The following is a 17,471-nucleotide window of genomic DNA, read 5'->3' as shown; positions in this document are numbered from 1 at the left end:
ACCCAATTGATGCTCATGATTTCTGAATTTGAATGCCGCGGGCGTGTGTCTGGTTGGGTTCCCATTGTTTGATTTCGGCCTCATCGGACTGCTGATCGTCAAAGTGCAAGATTCGGCCTAAGACAAACCAGAAATCTGAGAGGCGGTTGAGGTACTGAGGAACGGCGGGATTGATCGCTTCTTCAATTTCCCAGACTTGTATTTCAGCCTGACGAATCGTAGTTCGGATATCGTGTGAAATCACAACCGGCAGACTTCCCTGAGGCAGGATAAAGGAGTCCAGCGGTTCAAGGATCGGAGTGAGTTCTGCAATCAGTGCCGTCAGTTCTTCGACTTTCTCCATCGGAAAACGGGAGTTGCTTTCATCGTCGGTGATCGGGGTACTGATGTCGGACCCCAGATCGTATATTTCCTGCTGAAATGAATTGGCGAGCTGCGTCAGGTTAATCTGACATGTCATTTCTTCAGCCAGTTGCAGATGCAGGACATCCAGGTCACAGGCATCAATGAAATATCCTAGTTTCACAGCGACTTGTTCAATTTGTGCGAGTGCTTTAATCCGCGTGGAAGTTTTGGGAACACGCGAGCCATCATTCAGATAGGTTTCTCCCTGGTCACCGGTTTTAGTGACGATCATATTCAAATGGACTTTTCCTCGTTCCGACATGCTCTGGATCCTCAGATTGGATTGAATCTTGAATTATTGTCCCATCGCATAAGGCAGACAGACTGAAAGCCAGAAGTCACTGCAACAGACGCACATATCTAGTTTTAGCAAAAGATCCGGGGCAGGTAAGTGGCAGAACGGGAATCAGACGTCTGTTTTTTTAAAAACCGTTCTCTCCTGTTTGATTTCACAGGAAATCGAGGCTCAATCTGGCCGATGTAAGTACAGATCTGACTAAATTTGAGACTTTACAAGCCTGGGGCGAGACTATATACTCTCGTCCGAAGCCCAGTCCTTAAAGGAATTTCGGGCTTCTGGAGAGGTGGCAGAGTGGCCGATTGCACCGGTCTTGAAAACCGGCGTGCCGCAAGGTACCGGGGGTTCGAATCCCCCCCTCTCCGTTCACAATCAAAGCCGTTGATCTGTCACTGACAGTTCAACGGCTTTTTTATGTATGGTCTGTTCTCAGTCTCGATCAGTGGGGTTTGAGGGGCGTTTTTCGCCCCTTGGCTTTCATAGCAAGAGAAGCGGATGATGTTTATGGAAAACTCTTTGTCGTGGCAGGAATGTCAAATAGACGCTTCCAGGGGAATGGAAATCCCCCCGATTCATGACAATTTGATTTATGCTATGTCATTACACTTGGAAGAGCGTTATCTCACTCTGAATACGCAGTATCGAGAAATCAATACTCAAGAAGAACTAACTGACCTGCGAGTCATCAAAGTCCTTGCTCAGTACTTTGATGACATGCTCGCTCCGAGCATGCTCATGGACGTGTGTTGTGTGCCTATCAAATCGTTCCTTGACAGGTGGGAATGGCTATTTCTTATACGAGGAAAATACAATTGGCCTCTTGTTCCCTACGCAACGCTCCCTGAACTTGAATCGCGGTTAGAATCGCTCAAAATCAATGCATCTCAAGTGATGGGAACATGTGGATTAGATGGTTTCGTGTTCGCTGAAAATGTTTTCTATCGCACGCGCACTGCCCCCGAACAGTTCGGTTAAGATGAACCTCAAATGAAAACACTCTATGACAGATTATGATTCGCTTTATGGGTTCTAATCAGCTCGATCTAAAAGTGACTTTGAGTGTTTTCTTCGCCATTCCTTGCATCTTTCCCCAGATCTCTGAGGCCTTCGACACAGGCTAAGAAACGCCACTCACTGAGCACTGCGCGGCTTGGGTCTTGTCATATGCTGCATAGTTGAAAACTAGCTTTGTTTTTGCCTGGAGAACGCGTAGCAGTAGGAGAAAGTGGCAATTGTGTACTAGACATGCGTTGCATGGTTGATGGGGAGTTGCTAAAGTATTATGTTCACTTGGTTGTTGTTTGGCCAGATCAGGGTATCTCTAACAGACTGACCGGGTAAGAACCACCGGAGTACGAACTTATGATGGAAATGTTTTCGAAGGCGAGTCGACTTGGCATTATCTTGGGAATCCAGCTAGTCATTGGGGCTGGAACTGCAGAGGCGGCTGAGCAGATCTCGGTCTGGGAAGTCGTCACCACTTATCGTAAGCACCTGAATAATGGACGGCTCACTCTGATGTCGGATGGCAAGACCAGCAAGGGGCTTCCCTGGGCCTTAATCCGTGACACCGTTGACTTCGGCAAGCAGGGTAAAGCTTCGCCTCGTGCCGGCGGGACTTTTTATAAAGGGAACTGGGTTGGCGGCTGGAATATTGACGCCCGCGTCTTAATGAATGGCGTCACACTCAAATCCGAAATCGTCGCGCCCGCTGTGATGCCGAAGACTGCGGGGGAATCACTGATCGGCACCAAGCCGACGATTGCACTAAAGGACTCGATTGTCGACTTGTGGGAATTTGTGGCTGTCCTACCTGGAACGAACGTGTTCATCCGGCTGACATGCGACTTCACAACGAACAAGCTCGTAATGGACGGCGACCGCAAAATCGGGACTTACGAATTTCATGGTCCGACGGTGATCGTGACTTTCGTCGACCCACAATTCGGTCGAATCCCGTTTGTAGAGAGAACAGACAATGTCTTGACTGGAAAAGGGAAGCCGGTGAACCGCACGTATTGGAAGCTTCAGTTTACTCGTGTGCAACGACAGGCCGTCTATCGGTCAAAAGACGGCAAGGATCTGGTTCTCTACTCAAACAACCGAGTTCATTCCCCGCGTTATACGCCAGATTATAAGACGACATTTAATTGGTATTACAACATAGAGAAGGGGAAGCCAAAACTCTATATCCGGGGCCTCGGGACAAAACTAACCGCTGGCGGACGGGGGATAACCTGGTTTGGTGAAAACCTGGCTCTTATCGCGGGCCGCCCACCTGGGTAACGAATCGGGGCACCCGTCTAGAAGATTATTCCGTCATCACCTCTGCTGCAGAACGCCAGCGATGCCAGCAGAGAAAACCGCCGGTGATGTGTATCGACTCCCGACGGAGGCGGAATGGGAGTATGCGTGCCGTGCGGGAACAACCACGGAGTATTCTTTTGGCGATACCGATTCAGACCTGGGGGACTATGTATGGTACTTTAAAAACTCCGGTCAGAAAACTCATCATGTTGGTGAAAAGAAGCCTAATGCGTGGGATTGTACGACATGCATGGCAATGTCCTTGAGTGGTGCCAGGGTATCTATGGTCCCTATACGAGCGGTATCAAAACAGATCCGATAAGTTCCGCATCTGGCTCTAAGTGGGTGATTCGAGGTGGTGGCATCACCAATATCGCCAGCTACTGTCGTTCAGGGTACCGGGATGCTGCTGTGCCCGATGTTCACAATATCCGTTTTGGTTTCGAGTGGTCCGAATTTCTGGTACTCCATCCTCAGGAAATAAAGTGGGGCAGTGATCTTATTTTTCGAGAACTGCGCCCTATTTTCTCATTCTCAGTTACGTTCTCCGCTCGAGCTAAATTGCCTTCAAGCGTACCCACACAGAATGGGTGATGCTGGTTTCTTTATCACTGCTGACAAGCCAACAGTACCACCCAAACGGAGATGCTGATTTGTGTCTTTGTAGTGCATGTTTATCTGTGTGGGGTTGGATGATATCTGGTACGGTTTGATGGCGATTGGTTTGTTTCTGCTTGGTGCCATTTTTAACGGTAGCGAGCGCCGATCTACTCAGGGGAGTCAACAACCACAGTGTAGTTGCTGTGCTCGACCTGGTTGTCTTAACTGGGTTAATTCTATTTGTGATGCCTATCATCTTCAGGAGCGTGAGAGTGTCAATGGGGACTGGAATTAATGTCTTGCGAACGACAAGTGATATCTTGGGAAGGCTTGATGAAGTTGAACGAAGCTGGCGTGAAGTCCTGCGATGTCGTTTGATAACTGAGGTGCGGGCGAGCACTGGTTTGGAAAATCTTGCTGAAACGAGCAGGTTTTATAGTGCTGATATTTTCAGAAGTTCGGAAGCTTCAGCTGAACCAGTAGTGTTCTCGCGCGCGACGCAGGTAAGAGCACATTTTTTCAAACGGCAGGAAGGTGTCAAGACAAAAATGATCAGCGATTGGTGAGGCTTTGTTGCGTGTTCCTGGAGAGCTCAATAAATGTGACTCTTGGTCGGTCTCGCACTCATTCAGTATAACTCGTTTCTCCAGGGGCAATAATTCGGGAGACAAGTATGAAATCAGGGACTCTTTGTCATCGAAAGTTCATTTGCGCGTGTGCGGTTATCACTGGGTAGGATCCAGACAAATCAGTAGATCATCCAAGTGTCTAGCAGGTTTAAAAAACATGCTGGTAAGGATCGATTATACAAAGAAACCCACGTCGCTTATGCAAATTGTGAGCGTCGTTCTGAAGGAATATCGCAATGGGGCATGTTGTAAGGTTCTATTTAAAAGCCACTTAGGTGTTTCGTGGGGTGCATTACTGGATCGCCGTATTCAGGAAAACCTGTGATTGTGTTACTCATCGCTGATTCCTCTCTACCAGACAAATGGATCAAATTATATTTGTAGGTAAATACATATTGTAATGTCGCGAAGTTGCGATATAATGTGTTATAGACATTCAGGCCATCTGGATACTGAGTGGCTGCTCGTATTTGATTTACGCGAACACACGCTGTTTCAATAGAGTGGAATAATGGAATGACTACGATTTTGATCGGTTCACTGCTGATTGGTATCACGCTCGGCCTCTTGGGATCGGGAGGATCTGCGATTACGGTGCCGATATTGGTTTATTTGGTGGGACATGGGGCGAAAGAGTCGATTGCAGAATCGATGGCGATTGTCGGTTTAATCTCCATAGCCGCAGCGATTCCCTATGCGAATGCAAAACAGATTGACTGGCGGAGTGTGGCTTATTTTGGTCTGCCCGGCATGCTGGGAACATTCGTTGGTGCCTGGCTGGGCGGCCTGGCTGCGGAGGCGTTGCAGCTCGTTGTATTCGGTAGTGTTTTATTAGCGGCTGCATTCATTATGTTTCATCGATCTAAAGGTTCTGGGGCGACTCAGAGAACACCCGACGAGCAGGTTCATCGAGCACCGATCTGGCAAGTTGGTCTGGAAGGAATCGTCGTTGGTACTGTGACCGGTTTTGTGGGAGTGGGGGGCGGATTTCTGATTGTTCCGGCTCTGGTCATCTTAGGAAAGTTGCCGATGCGACTGGCGATCGGGACGAGCCTGGTCATCATCGTCATCAACGCCACTGTCGGCTTTGCCAAGTACGAGCACTTTTTATTGGCTCATGAAATGACGGTGAACTGGCAGACAATCATGGTCTTCACCTCCATTGGTGTCATCGGCAGTATTATTGGCCGCAAGATCAATGCTCGAATGAATCAACGCGTACTGCGGACCGTTTTTGCAGGGTTCCTGGTTCTGCTCGGCGGTTTCGTTATTTTTAATGAGGGCAGCAAGCTGGTTTCAGCAAAAGCACATACAGTGACGGAGATCAATTTCAAATCAACGACTGATGCTGATTTCAGAATCAGCCAACAGGGAATATAGGGAGAAACACGATGTTGCTGAAATATTTCTATGATCAAAAACTGGCGCATGCATCTTATCTGGTTGGTTGTCAGAAAACGAAAGAAGCGGTTGTCATCGATCCGGGCCGAGATGTTGAGCAATACCTGGAAATGGCACAACGTGAAGGGTTGAAACTGACTGCTGTGGCAGAGACTCATATCCATGCCGACTATGTTTCTGGTGCACGCGAACTGGCAGATCGAGTTGGTGCGAAACTGTACCTGTCTGATGAAGGTCCGGCAGAATGGAAGTATCTGTACGCATCGAATTACGATTCAGAGTTGGTTAAAGAGGGCGACACGTTCCAGATCGGAAATATTCAATTCAAAATCATGCATACGCCCGGTCATACTCCAGAGAGTATTTCGTTTCTGCTGACCGATCAGGGGGGCGGTGCGGATGAGCCAATGGGGATCTTCACGGGCGATTTTGTCTTTGTGGGTTCAATAGGTCGTCCGGATCTACTGGAAGAAGCAGCCGGGATTAAAGGGAGTGCGGAAGCAGGCGCACATCAACTGTATCACTCGGCAGAACGATTCAAACAACTTCCCGATTATCTGCAGGTGTGGCCTGCTCACGGGGCGGGAAGTGCCTGCGGAAAAGGTCTGGGAGCGATTCCATCCTCAACAGTGGGGTATGAAAAACGATTCAACCCGGCGCTGCAGTATGATAACGAAACTTCGTTCGTGAAGTACATCTTGGAGGATCAGCCGGAAGCGCCCAAGTATTTTGCGGTGATGAAACGCGTTAATAAAGAAGGCCCTCGTGTTTTGGGAGAGGCGGTGTTCCCGCCAGCTCTTGATTCAGGTCAGCTCTCATTGATTGCAAATGAGGCGCTGGTGATTGATCTTTCTCCCTCTGCGACATTTGCAGAGGCTCATGTACCGGGGACGATTAATATCCCCCTTTCGATGTTGGCTTCATGGGCAGGGTGGCTGGTAGATTATGAGCAGCCAGTCTATCTGATTGCAGAAGAGTCACAACTCTCTGAAACGATGCGTGTGCTGCATAAGATTGGCATCGATCAGGTACAAGGGGTATTTGAAAAAAAGAAAGTAGAGGAGGCCGGGTTGGCTTTAGAGCGATACGTTTCCGCGTCCCCCAGCGAACTGGCGCCACGCATTGTAGCGGGTGAGGTCAAATTGATTGACGTGAGATCGGACTCTGAGTGGAATGTCAGCCATATTCCTCAGGCGAAACATTTATTTCTGGGACATCTGGCTGATCAATTGGCTGGAGTTGATGTCAGTCAACCAGTGGTCGTGCAGTGCCAGAGTGCAGCACGTTCGGCGATCGCAGCCAGTATTATGCAGGCGTCTGGTTTTGACGTGATCAATCTCGCCGGTGGCTTCCAGGCCTGGAAAGAGGCGGGGCTAGCGACAACGACTACCGGAACTGTTGCGTGCGGATCGGCAGGCGGTTCAACCTGCTCTTAGGAGTGTAATAATGACTGACATTTTAATTTTACTGACGATATTGGCGACGTGGTTCATTCTCAATGTGTGGATACTGCCTCGGTTTGGGATGAAAACGTGCCTGAGTGGGTTTTGTAATATCGATTCACATATTAAGTCGCGTTCACAACAACTCAATGCAAAGTCTGATCTTGAATCCGTTCAGCCTGATGAAATTACTGGTTCGGACGTTTCACAAACGGGAGATTTCAAATGATTTCAGAAACCATTCATAAAACCGTTGAAAGTAGTCCGGCTCAAGATCGTCCCGGTTCTGTGCTGCATCATCAAGTGGTGATCGTAGGCGGGGGGACAGCTGGAATTACCGTGGCCGCGAAATTGACGAAGGGCTGGTTTAACGAAACCGACGTCGCCATCATCGATCCTGCCGACAATCATTATTACCAGCCAGCCTGGACGTTGGTGGGGGGCGGGGCATTTCGCAAAGAGGATACACGTCGCGATGAAGCTTCTGTGATCCCAAAGAAAGCAACCTGGATTCAGGATGCGGTCATTGAGTTCGATCCAGAGCGGAATCAGATTAAAACAAGAGACGGGCGAACGATTCAATATGACTTCCTGGTAGTCTGTGCTGGTATTCAAATTAACTGGGACGCCATCACTGGTTTGAAAGACAGTCTTGGCAAGGATGGAGTCTGTAGTAATTATTCGTTTGAATCGGTCGGCAGCACATGGGAAAATATTCGTAACTTCAAGGGGGGGACTGCTCTATTCACGCAACCCGCAACGGGGATTAAATGTGGTGGTGCACCGCAGAAAATCTGTTATCTGGCCGATGACTATTTTCGCCAGCAAGGCGTTCGGGATAAATCGCACGTGATTTTCGCATCTGGAAGCAGTACGATCTTTGCTGTTGAACGATATCGGAAGGTATTAGAAAAAGTGATCGAGCGCAAGGAAATTGATACTCGGTTTAATCAGAGCCTGGTCGCAATCTGCGCCGACACGAAAGAAGCGATCTTTCGACATACTGAGACAGGTGAAGAAGTCTCGATTCACTATGATATGATCCACGTAACGCCTCCGATGGGGCCGCCTGCGTTTATTGCGAAGAGCCCTTTGGCAGATGAAAAAGGCTGGGTCGATGTTGACAAGCATTCGCTACAACATGTGCGTTACTCTAATGTATTTGCACTGGGTGACAGCAGCAGTCTGCCGACGTCAAAAACGGGAGCCGCTATTCGAAAGCAATCGCCTGCTTTAGTCAAGAACCTGCAGGCATTGATGGCGGGGAAACCGCTGACTGCGAAGTACGACGGCTATACATCGTGTCCGTTGGTGACCGGTTACGGTAAGCTGGTTCTGGCGGAATTTGATTACGACAAGAACCCGGCCGAGACCTTTCCTTTCAGTCAAGCCAAGGAACGCTGGAGTATGTGGTTGCTGAAGAAGTATGTGTTGCCCGTTCTGTATTGGAAGGGCATGTTAAAAGGGCGAGCCTGACCGATTGCTGAAAACGCTTTAAAAAGAGTCACAACATAATAAAAGAATCAACGCGAAGGAATTGAAAGAATGAGTACAAAGCATCTGAGGAATGGAATGATGTTGCTTCTGGTTTGTGTGGTCGCAGGCACTGCTCTGGCCCAACGTGGGCCGGGGCGCGGTCCCGGACGTGGAAGAGGCGGACATGGTCAGGGGCAAGGCCATGACCGGGATCATCAAGACTTTCGTTTTCTGCTGACGAATCATCAGAAGATCCAGAGAACGGTTCAGGAACTGCCAAATGGCGTAAAAACACTTACAGAGTCGAATGATCCTCAAGTCGCTGCGAAAATCAAAGAGCATGTCTACTGGATGAAAGAGCGAATTGAAAAGAAGCAACCGATCCGGATGCGAGATCCGCTGTTCGCGGAACTATTCAAACATGCGGATCAGATTAAGATGGTATATGAGAAAACAGCGAAAGGGGTTCGAGTGACGGAAACATCGGACGATCCGTATATCGCTCAGTTGATTCAAGCACACGCGAAAGCCGTTTCGGGATTTGTAAAACGTGGTTTTCCAGAAGCGATGAAGAATCACCCCGTTCCCAATCTGAAGCAGACAACTCAGACCAAAAAAATGGAGTATCTCAATCCGGTGATCAAGGAGTATGGCAAGGTCATGCCACTTCCCGATGCAGCTCAACAGCCCCGTGATGGAAGCAAAATATGCGTCGACGTGACTAAAGGGGGAGATGCCAGTAAGTTGAATCCCGGTATTGAGAAGGTTGCGCGTTACGTTAATATTTATCAGGGAGCTGGTAAGTCGCCTGCCGAGGTGCAGATTGCGGTCGTTTTGCATGGTGATGCGACGCTCTGTGTGTTGAATGATGACGTCTACTCTCGACGTTTTGGGACCGAAGGGAATCCGAATTTGGAGTTATTGCACGAACTGCACGAAGCGGGCGTTGAGATCTATGTGTGCGGTCAATCTTTGATTAGCAAAAAAGGAAAGCCTGAAGACGTGGTGGTCTTTTCTGATGTTGCTGTTTCTGCATTGACATCCCTGGTCAATCTACAGACTGATGGCTACGCGTACGTTCCGCTGTTGAAGTAGGGGATACCCGTAAATTTATCTCAATGTGACGAGGACGAACGATTGCGATTGAAACCGTTTATATTCATCGGTTGTTATTTGGTTGGAGGTTTTCTGGTTGCTAACCTAGCTGCCCAGAATTCGAATGAGAAGAAAATGTATCCCGTTCCAGTGACCTTTCCTCCGGGTGAACTGGGAGGAATCGTCAAGCTGGGGCAGGAGCTTGTCGAGCAGACGAACGAGCACCCGCTCTCCAAGGCTTATGTTGGGAATGCTTTATCCTGTAGTTCCTGTCATCTCAAGGCGGGTACGGTTCCGCATGCGGCCAGTTTTCTGGGAACCGCTGCCGCTTATCCTGCCTGGTCGCCGCGAGAGAAACGGGTGATTACTTTGGAAGACCGCGTGTTGAACTGTTTTATGAGAAGCCAGAACGGAATCCGCCCCCCGAAAGGCAGCAAGGTATCGATTGCGATTACTACATATATTACGTGGCTTTCGACGGGGAACCGGATCAAAATGAACCCAGCAAAACCTCTGGGCCCGAATCATGTACGGCCGCTTAAGATCAAGCCGGAGCAGGCGAATGAGATACGCGGGGCAAGTCTATACAACAAGCAATGTGCAGACTGTCATGGCAAAGCAGGCCAGGGGACACCAGAGGGGCCGCCTGTATGGGGGGACAAGTCGTATAATGCGGGAGCCGGCTTTAGTCGCAATGATAAGCTGGCTGCCTGGCTCAAGGTGGCGATGCCGCTGGATGACGCGAATTTGACGGAACAGGATGCGCTGGATATTGCTGCCTTCATCAACTCACATCCGCGCCCCAAATTTGTACTCGAAGACCACTTACCAAAACCGAACAGGTTGGGAGTTTATGACTGGTAAGAATCACAGGCATCATGTTTGAACCGCTTGCAAATCTAACTATGTTGCAGGCGAACGCTGGTTTTGCCGAGAGTCACTCTACTTCCATCTGCTTTATTTTGCTGAGTTTATTTGCTGTTGTGTTCAGCTTTGGTTGAATTTTCATGAACAGGATAGAGCCAGTTTTGCAGTAACCAGCTTAAAGCCGGGATCATGACCCAAGTCATCAGCGGGACAGTGATGGTTGTTGTGATGGCGCTGCCAATCAGAAAGTGCAGCTCGCTGGTGAAGGGGCGGATTACATTGATGATTGGAATGATGGTCACATAAACGGCAATCCAGACAATGATTGCTATTTTGTATTTGGGGGGATGAAATGTCGAATGCTGGTCGTCGTGATGCGAAAACTCAAACCAGGTTTCCAGGCCCGTGTTATGAGTCACTGCAGGTGGGCAATGTTCGAGGGCGTGTAACCGGGAAACCCAATGTTCGCGCTCAGGAGAACTTTTCCAGTTGTCGAGATTTTTCTGTTTGTCAAAACGCAGGATAATCTGATAGGTTGGTTTCGAGCGGGATTCTTGTTTGAGAACAGTCGTTCCCATGTGGCCGGGAAATTTTAGCGATGCCTGGATCGTGCTGGTTAGGGTTTGTTCCCATTCTTTCTCGTTTCCGGAAGCAGGATGGGCGGTCACCAGCATTGTGACCGGATCAGTTATCATGGATTCCATGCAGCGGTTGCTTTCCTGAAATGTTGTAGATCTTTCAATCATCTAAGAATTCTCAAAGCGCATTAGTATCTTATCGCTGTGTTTGTGTTGAATAGAACAGATTGAGATGCCTGTTTTCTGCATTTTTGAAAAACAGGCTATAAAACACAGCAGTATAACACCTTATGTGTACCACGTTGTCAGCCTGTTTGGTCGCTGCTATTTCGGTTCGAAATTTCATCTATACAACTTCTAAATTATCTGATAATTGAGTCATACTTTCCCGATATATATAAAGGTAGTCAATGTATCAAGACTGCCTCTGAGGATGAGCGACTAAGGATTGTAAAAAGTGCATGAGTTGGGTGAAAGGATTCACATTAATGGACTGTGTGTCACATAAAAGTCTGTTTTCTCTGTTGTTACTTGGGTTACTCCAGGTGGGTTGTAGTTCCATGAATCATACCGAAGCGGGGGCCGCGAACGGCGCAGGCCTCGGTGCGATTACTGGTGCGATCATCGGCAGTCACTCGGGTAATGGTGGCGCTGGTGCATTAATCGGTGCGGCAACGGGTGGGCTGGCTGGTAGTCTGATTGGAAACGCAGAGGATGCACGGGAAGAACGCGACGTTGCCATCGCTCAGGCGAATCATGAGCGTATGGCGCGTGCTGCAATCAGAAATACTGATGTCATCCAAATGTCGCATAGTGGCGTGAGTGATACGGTGATTATGGGCGCCATTCGCAGTCAGGGAGGTGCCTTTGATCTGAGTCCGCAGACCATCATCTCGCTGAAGCAACAGGGGATCAGTGATCCCTTGATTGAATATATGCAGCAGCATAATTATGTTTCTGCCGCTGAGCCGATTATTGTGAAGCAGCGACCGACGACCGTAGTGACTCAGCCGTCAGTTGTGTATGTCACACCTCGTCCGCGGCGGCGTTATGTCCGACCTCATACAGGAATCCACGGTCATTTTCACTTTAAATGATTCGAGATCGCCATCTGGGCAGCATCCTTATTTTTCCAGTCGACTGTGAGCCATAAAATGGCTTGGCCATCCTGACTGCCGGTTGCAACATACCGGCCGTTGGGTGAGAAATCAACCGAAGTGACGCCTTGGGTGTGACTGCTGAGTGTGAGGATTTCTTTCCCTTTTTTAGCGTCCCAGAGTTTTGCGGTTCCATCTTCACTGGCCGTGAATGCGCGACTATCGTCTGGAGAAAATACCACGGAAGCAACGGGAGCCGTGTGACCTGCGAGGACTATCTTTTTCTGTGTGGCGATATCCCAGATGATCGCGTTGGTATCTTCCGATCCGGAAATCAAATGTTTGCCATCATGTGAATAGGCGACAACATTGACAGGCCAGGCATGTCCTTTAAATGTTGTCTTTTTCTGACCTGTTTTAGCATCCCACAACACAAGCGTTTTGTCGTCCGATGCGGTAACAATATGCAAGCCATCGGGAGAAAAGATGGCGCTTTTGACATGAGTGCCCGGTTGTTCGAGCGTTAACAGTACTGCGCCACTGCTGGCGTCCCAGAGCTTCGAGGTGCCGTCATCGCTGGCTGTCAAAATCTGTTTGCCATCGGGTGAGTAACGTACGGTATTGACGTATCCCTTATGTTTCTGTTCCAGTTTCTTTTCAGCATGTCCGGTCTGTGTGTTCCAAATTTTCGCGGAGTTATCCCAGCTGCCGGTGACCAGCCATTTCCCGTCAGGCGAGAACGAGGCTGAAGCAACAACGCCATGCGGGTGAAAAGCCATGACCTGTTTGGCGGTCATGCCGTTCCAGAGCCGTGCATCTCGACCACCCACGGTTAAGATAGAATCGTGATACGGTGAGAAAATGGCCGTCCATAACATGCCGCCCTGTTTTTTGAAATCGAGAAACGGGTTTAACTTTCCGTTTTTGCCGGGAACCAGTAGTTCTTTACCTGTATCTACAGACCAGACCTGAATCACTCGTTGTTGAACATTGGCTGTGAGTAATCGTTTATTATCGTGTGAAATGCTGACCGAATTGATCAGACCGTTTACTGGTTTGATGGTTTGAACGACTTCAGGCGTCGAAAGATTCCAGATTCTGACCAGCCCATCGGCACAACTGGTGACGGCTTGTTTTCCATTCGCAAATACTGCCAACGACAGAATGGCATCGGGGTGCTTGAGAATCTGTTGCCGGTTTTCTTTGCCAGTTGTAATATCCCAGTTTCCAACAGTGTTATCGCCGCTGGCTGTGAGTAGCGTTTTTCCATCGGGTAGAAAATTGACGGCGGAAATTCTACGGGTATGACCTTCCAACTGATGCAGTTGTTTGCCAGTGGCGACTTCCCACAACATGCACCGGCCGCTGGCATCGCCGCTGGCGCAGAAACGCAGATCGGGAGAAAAGGCGACCGCACTAACTTCAGATCGGTGGCCTGTCATCTCCCGAATTAATTTTCCAGTTTCAATATTCCAGATGCGGACCGTTTTTTTATCGCTACCTGTCAGTAAGAAACGTGAGTCAGAAGAAACATCAATGGCAGCGCTGCGGCCAGTGTGATCGAATCGCTTGTGTTCAGTTCCGGTCTGAATGTCCCAGATGCGTACAGAATTATCGACGGCGGCGGTTGCCAGATGTTTCTGGTCCGGTAAGAAAACGGCATTTGATGCCAGAAAGGCATGACCTTCTGTAAATTCGATTTGCGGTTTTCCGGTTGCGACGTTCCAGGAAATAGCAGTTTTGTCGCGACTGGCTGTGACGAGTTGTGTTCCGTCTTTGGAAAAGGAGACGTCCAGAATGGAATCGACATGCTGCGCGAGGACTCTGCCTTTTAAGGTACGGATTTCTTCATAGTCGGCGATGCTCCACAATTTTAACCGGGCATCGTGGCTGGCTGAGAGAATCCATTTTCCGTCCTTCAGCAAAGTCGCTGCCTGGACCCAACTATCATGTCCGCGAAACGTTTTAAGGGCTTTTGTCGTTTCGATGTCCCAGAGCTTCAACGTATTGTCGTGACTGGCAGAAATAATCATCGTGCCATCGGGTGTGAACTCAGCAGATTGAACGCTTTCCTGATGACCGTTGAAGGCGATATACGGCGGTTGCTTGTTTTTCTTACCAGAAACGATTTTAGAAAAGTCGAAAGGAACAATATCTTCCGGTCTCCATAACAGGATCCGCCGATCGTAGCCGCTGGTGACCACATGCGTGCTGTTGGTGTCAGGGGAGAAGTGCGCAGAGTAAACGGGACCTTGATGACCGGTGAAGGGGGCACCCTGTTTACCGGTTTCTACTGACCAGATGACGGCGGTTCCGTCCTGGCTGGCGGTAACGATGCGACGTTCATCAGTTGAAAAACTTGCATCCCAGACCCACCAGTTATGCCCCCAGAATCGTCTGAGCTGTTTGCCGGAAGCGACTTCCCAGAGACGTGCGGTTTTATCGTAGGAACTGGTCAGTAGTCGTGTTCCATCTTTCGAATAAGTAATACTCAAGATACCTTCGGTGTGTCCTTTGTCAAAGGGCATTATTTGTTCGAGGTCCTGAAATATACGTGGGATTTGTAAATGGGTTTCCAGATCCCAGAGTTTGATAAATCCTTTTCGGTCTTCACAGCCTGTCGCCAGCGTTTTTCCATCGGGACTGAAGGCGACTGCTAATACGGGGTTCTTGTTGTGATCGAACTTGGCGATCATTTTTCCACTGGCTCGATCCCAGAGCCGTGCGAAACCGTCTTTGCCTCCCGTGACGAAATGGGCCCCATCTGTGGAGACGGCTAAGGCATCAACTGGTGCCTGGGCGTTGAAAGTCCTGCTGCTTTGCGAGCAGAGGTGCATGAGACGTCCCCATTCCCAGTTGCGCAGTTCTTCAGGGCATCCTTTGAGTAATTGGATGGCACTTTCAAAAGCGTTTTCATCGATCTTGGCGGCTGCCAGACCGATGCGGGCGATGTAGGCCTCGTATTCTTCTTTTTCTTTTGCTGCGATGGCTTCTTTTTCAGACTCTACTGCTTTCTGGCGTGCGAGCATTTCTTCTTGACGTGCGACTGCTTCCTGTCGTTGTGCCTCTTCCGCTTTTTCTTTTTCCGCGATGGCTTCTTTTTCAGACTCGACAGACTTCTGGAGTGCGATTGTTTCCTGCTCACGCGCTTTATCCGCTTTTTTACGTTCCTCGATTGCGGTGTCCCGTTCTGTTTCAGCGACTTCTTCTGCTTTCAAGGCCCGATTTGCTTCAGCGCGAATCCAGAAAAAAGCACCGGTGACCACAACCATCACCGTTGCCAGCATACCAACAAAAACTCGTTTTGCTGCGCGGAGTCGTTGCTGCCTTGCGTCTCGTTCTGTCTGGGCTGAGCGGATTTGTTCGATCAGTTCCGTGTGTGCTGGATTCTTTTCATTCAGCATAGATAAACCGAGGTCGTAGTCCCCTTTCGAATACGCGGTACTGGCGTAGCTCAGAGTCGTTTTGTCTGCGCCTGCTTGTGCCGCGTGGTTTTTGGGCCAGAGAGAAAGTGCTTCCTGGAATCCAAATAAGGCCCGTGAAAACAGTTCATAATTTTCTGTTGCTTTTGCCCCTTTCAAATCGGATTGTGCTCTTGTCGCAAGCGAAATACTTTCCGAATGAGATTGGTAAGCCATGATGGCCTGTTGCAACGCCTGCACGCTGGGGAAGCGGTCCTTTTGTTGCGTGGCCATTGCTTTCATGGCGATGTCAACAAGTTCCCCTTTTTTATCTGTGGGGACAATTTCATTTTTCGCGGCCGCCATCAGGCATTTCATGGCAGTCTTGCCAGTATGTGGCGGACGCCCTGTGAGGATTTCGTATAAAATCGCACCTAACAGATACACATCAGAGAGCGGCGAAATTCTATCGACGGGGCCGGTTGCCATTTCCGGCGCCATGTAAGCAGGGGTTCCCCCCATGCTGGATGTGGTGATGATGCTATTGGACTTGCGAAATCCGGAGGTAGACTGTGCCAGTCCCCAGTCCATCACCAAAACTTCGCCGAATTCCCCAAGCATCACATTTTCGGGTTTTAAATCACGGTGGACAACGCTGCGGGAGTGTGCGAACGCAACGGCGTCTGCGACTTTCATCAGGATGTTTAAATTTTCAGCGAGAGAATTCTTACGAACCGTCTTCAGCCATGGGCGGCCTTCGACTTTTTTCATCGAGTAATACAAATCGCCGCTATTATTACTGCCCACGTCATAAATGGGGACGATATTGGGGTGATCCAGTTCGCCGGTGACGACCGCTTCTGCCAGGAATTTGTGGCGTTGATCACTGTTTTTGGCCGTTTTACTTTTCAGCATTTTGACCGCTACCTGGCGGTCAATCGAAGTCTGCCGTGCGGTATAGACAACGCCCATGCCACCCTGACCGAGTACTTCCAGTAATTCGTATTCGGCATTATTTAAGTATTCCGACTTTATCTTGTCACTGAAATCTCGTTTTTTAATGACGAGCGATGTTTGATTCGTCAGATCATCACTAGAAAGGTCCTCGGCTTTGATGGTCATTTCCGGGCCTTCCGGCATCGTCGCCATGCCATCGCCCCAGGCCGAATTCATTGTGGCTACCAGTTCCGGAGGGACATCATCAGAGACGATCGTAGCATCGATCTCTTGCGGCGCATTGTGGTCTTCAATCAAAGTTGCACCGATCACAGAAGCGTTGTCAGATTCGTCGAGAACCAGTGTCTGCTCGTGTACAGAATCGGAATGCTCTTCTTCTGGACTTTCGCTAATCGTTTGCGCGCCAGCCCAGTCTGCATGATCTTCTTCTGTGATTGTTCGCTCAAGGTCCGCAGATGCGGGGTCGACGATTGTGGCATTGATGTCTTCTGAGGCACTGTCTTCGACAATTGTATGATCGTTTACCGAGAAATCGTCTGCTGTACTCAATTCCGAATCGGAATCGTTTTGTGTTTGATAGATATCTTCAGCGCTGGAATCTTCGAGTGTCTCATTCCCTTCAGGGGAAATCGTTTCAGACTCCCATTGATCGGAGATGATCGTCTGATCATTTTCAGGAGCATGATCATCAGCATCAAATTCGAAATCGGATTGCGTCTGATCATTGAGAGAGCTCTGATCGTCTGACGATTCTTCGTTTCGTTGATCTTTGTCTGGGATGTTGTTCATAATGTTACTCGCATGCTGTCGTTGATTTCTTGGTTGAGAATAACGACGGTCTCATTTTATTTAAAATATTGTTTTACAGCTGATGATGTTGCTTAATGATATCATGAATGATGTCTGGGAAGACTCAGC

General features: G+C 49.0%; 13 protein-coding genes and 1 tRNA gene. 11 read left to right on the top strand and 3 right to left on the bottom strand.

The features are described 5' to 3' along the window. Window positions 1-13: 13 nt before the first annotated feature. The gene (locus AAC022_RS04105; RefSeq protein WP_339728259.1) at window positions 14-667 is read right to left on the bottom strand and encodes an ATP:cob(I)alamin adenosyltransferase; all 654 of its coding nucleotides are present in this window, start codon (window positions 665-667) and stop codon (window positions 14-16) included. 316 nt (window positions 668-983) lie between these two features. On the opposite strand from AAC022_RS04105, the gene AAC022_RS04100 reads away from it, so the two are divergent. From AAC022_RS04100 to AAC022_RS04055, 10 genes are all read left to right on the top strand, one after another. After that, window positions 984-1,068: transfer RNA gene (locus AAC022_RS04100), tRNA-Ser, on the top strand. Between the two features lie 130 nt (window positions 1,069-1,198). Then, complete coding sequence (locus AAC022_RS04095) at window positions 1,199-1,678, top strand: hypothetical protein (RefSeq protein WP_339728256.1); 480 nt, start codon at window positions 1,199-1,201, stop codon at window positions 1,676-1,678. A 387-nt stretch (window positions 1,679-2,065) separates the two neighbouring features. Then, window positions 2,066-2,989, top strand: a complete 924-nt coding sequence (locus AAC022_RS04090; protein ID WP_339728253.1) for a hypothetical protein — start codon at window positions 2,066-2,068, stop codon at window positions 2,987-2,989. Between the two features lie 61 nt (window positions 2,990-3,050). After that, a complete protein-coding gene (locus AAC022_RS04085) occupies window positions 3,051-3,332 on the top strand; it encodes an SUMF1/EgtB/PvdO family nonheme iron enzyme (protein ID WP_339728250.1) in 282 nt (93 codons plus the stop codon). A gap of 577 nt (window positions 3,333-3,909) precedes the next feature. Continuing rightward, a complete protein-coding gene (locus tag AAC022_RS04080; protein WP_339728249.1) occupies window positions 3,910-4,176 on the top strand; it encodes a hypothetical protein in 267 nt (88 codons plus the stop codon). 579 nt (window positions 4,177-4,755) lie between these two features. Then, on the top strand, window positions 4,756-5,619 hold the full coding sequence (locus tag AAC022_RS04075) for a sulfite exporter TauE/SafE family protein (protein ID WP_339728246.1): 864 nt from the start codon (window positions 4,756-4,758) through the stop codon (window positions 5,617-5,619). Window positions 5,620-5,630: 11 nt separating this feature from the next. Then, window positions 5,631-7,076 carry an MBL fold metallo-hydrolase gene (locus AAC022_RS04070; RefSeq protein ID WP_339728244.1) on the top strand — a complete coding sequence of 482 codons (1,446 nt, stop codon included), beginning with the start codon at window positions 5,631-5,633 and terminating at the stop codon, window positions 7,074-7,076. A 231-nt stretch (window positions 7,077-7,307) separates the two neighbouring features. Next, the gene (locus AAC022_RS04065) at window positions 7,308-8,558 is read left to right on the top strand and encodes an FAD/NAD(P)-binding oxidoreductase (protein WP_339728242.1); all 1,251 of its coding nucleotides are present in this window, start codon (window positions 7,308-7,310) and stop codon (window positions 8,556-8,558) included. A 69-nt stretch (window positions 8,559-8,627) separates the two neighbouring features. After that, on the top strand, window positions 8,628-9,653 hold the full coding sequence (locus tag AAC022_RS04060) for a DsrE family protein (protein ID WP_339728240.1): 1,026 nt from the start codon (window positions 8,628-8,630) through the stop codon (window positions 9,651-9,653). Window positions 9,654-9,788: 135 nt separating this feature from the next. Then, a complete protein-coding gene (locus AAC022_RS04055; protein WP_339728238.1) occupies window positions 9,789-10,517 on the top strand; it encodes a c-type cytochrome in 729 nt (242 codons plus the stop codon). Window positions 10,518-10,624: 107 nt separating this feature from the next. On the opposite strand, the gene AAC022_RS04050 is transcribed toward AAC022_RS04055, so the two are convergent. Continuing rightward, window positions 10,625-11,224, bottom strand: coding sequence for an antibiotic biosynthesis monooxygenase (locus tag AAC022_RS04050; protein ID WP_339728236.1), 600 nt, complete (start codon window positions 11,222-11,224; stop codon window positions 10,625-10,627). A gap of 362 nt (window positions 11,225-11,586) precedes the next feature. Here AAC022_RS04050 and AAC022_RS04045 point away from each other — a divergent pair, with 362 nt between their 5' ends. Continuing rightward, window positions 11,587-12,195 (top strand): glycine zipper domain-containing protein, encoded by a 609-nt coding sequence (locus AAC022_RS04045; protein WP_339728235.1) that lies wholly within the window; start codon window positions 11,587-11,589, stop codon window positions 12,193-12,195. Here AAC022_RS04045 and AAC022_RS04040 read toward each other — a convergent pair. Beyond that, complete coding sequence (locus AAC022_RS04040) at window positions 12,183-17,342, bottom strand: protein kinase (protein ID WP_339728234.1); 5,160 nt, start codon at window positions 17,340-17,342, stop codon at window positions 12,183-12,185. The genes AAC022_RS04045 and AAC022_RS04040 overlap by 13 nt on opposite strands. Window positions 17,343-17,471 lie beyond the last annotated feature (129 nt).

It is taken from the genome of uncultured Gimesia sp. (assembly GCF_963976445.1).
Lineage (GTDB): Bacteria > Planctomycetota > Planctomycetia > Planctomycetales > Planctomycetaceae > Gimesia.
This window is presented reverse-complemented; position numbering and strand designations above follow the sequence as displayed.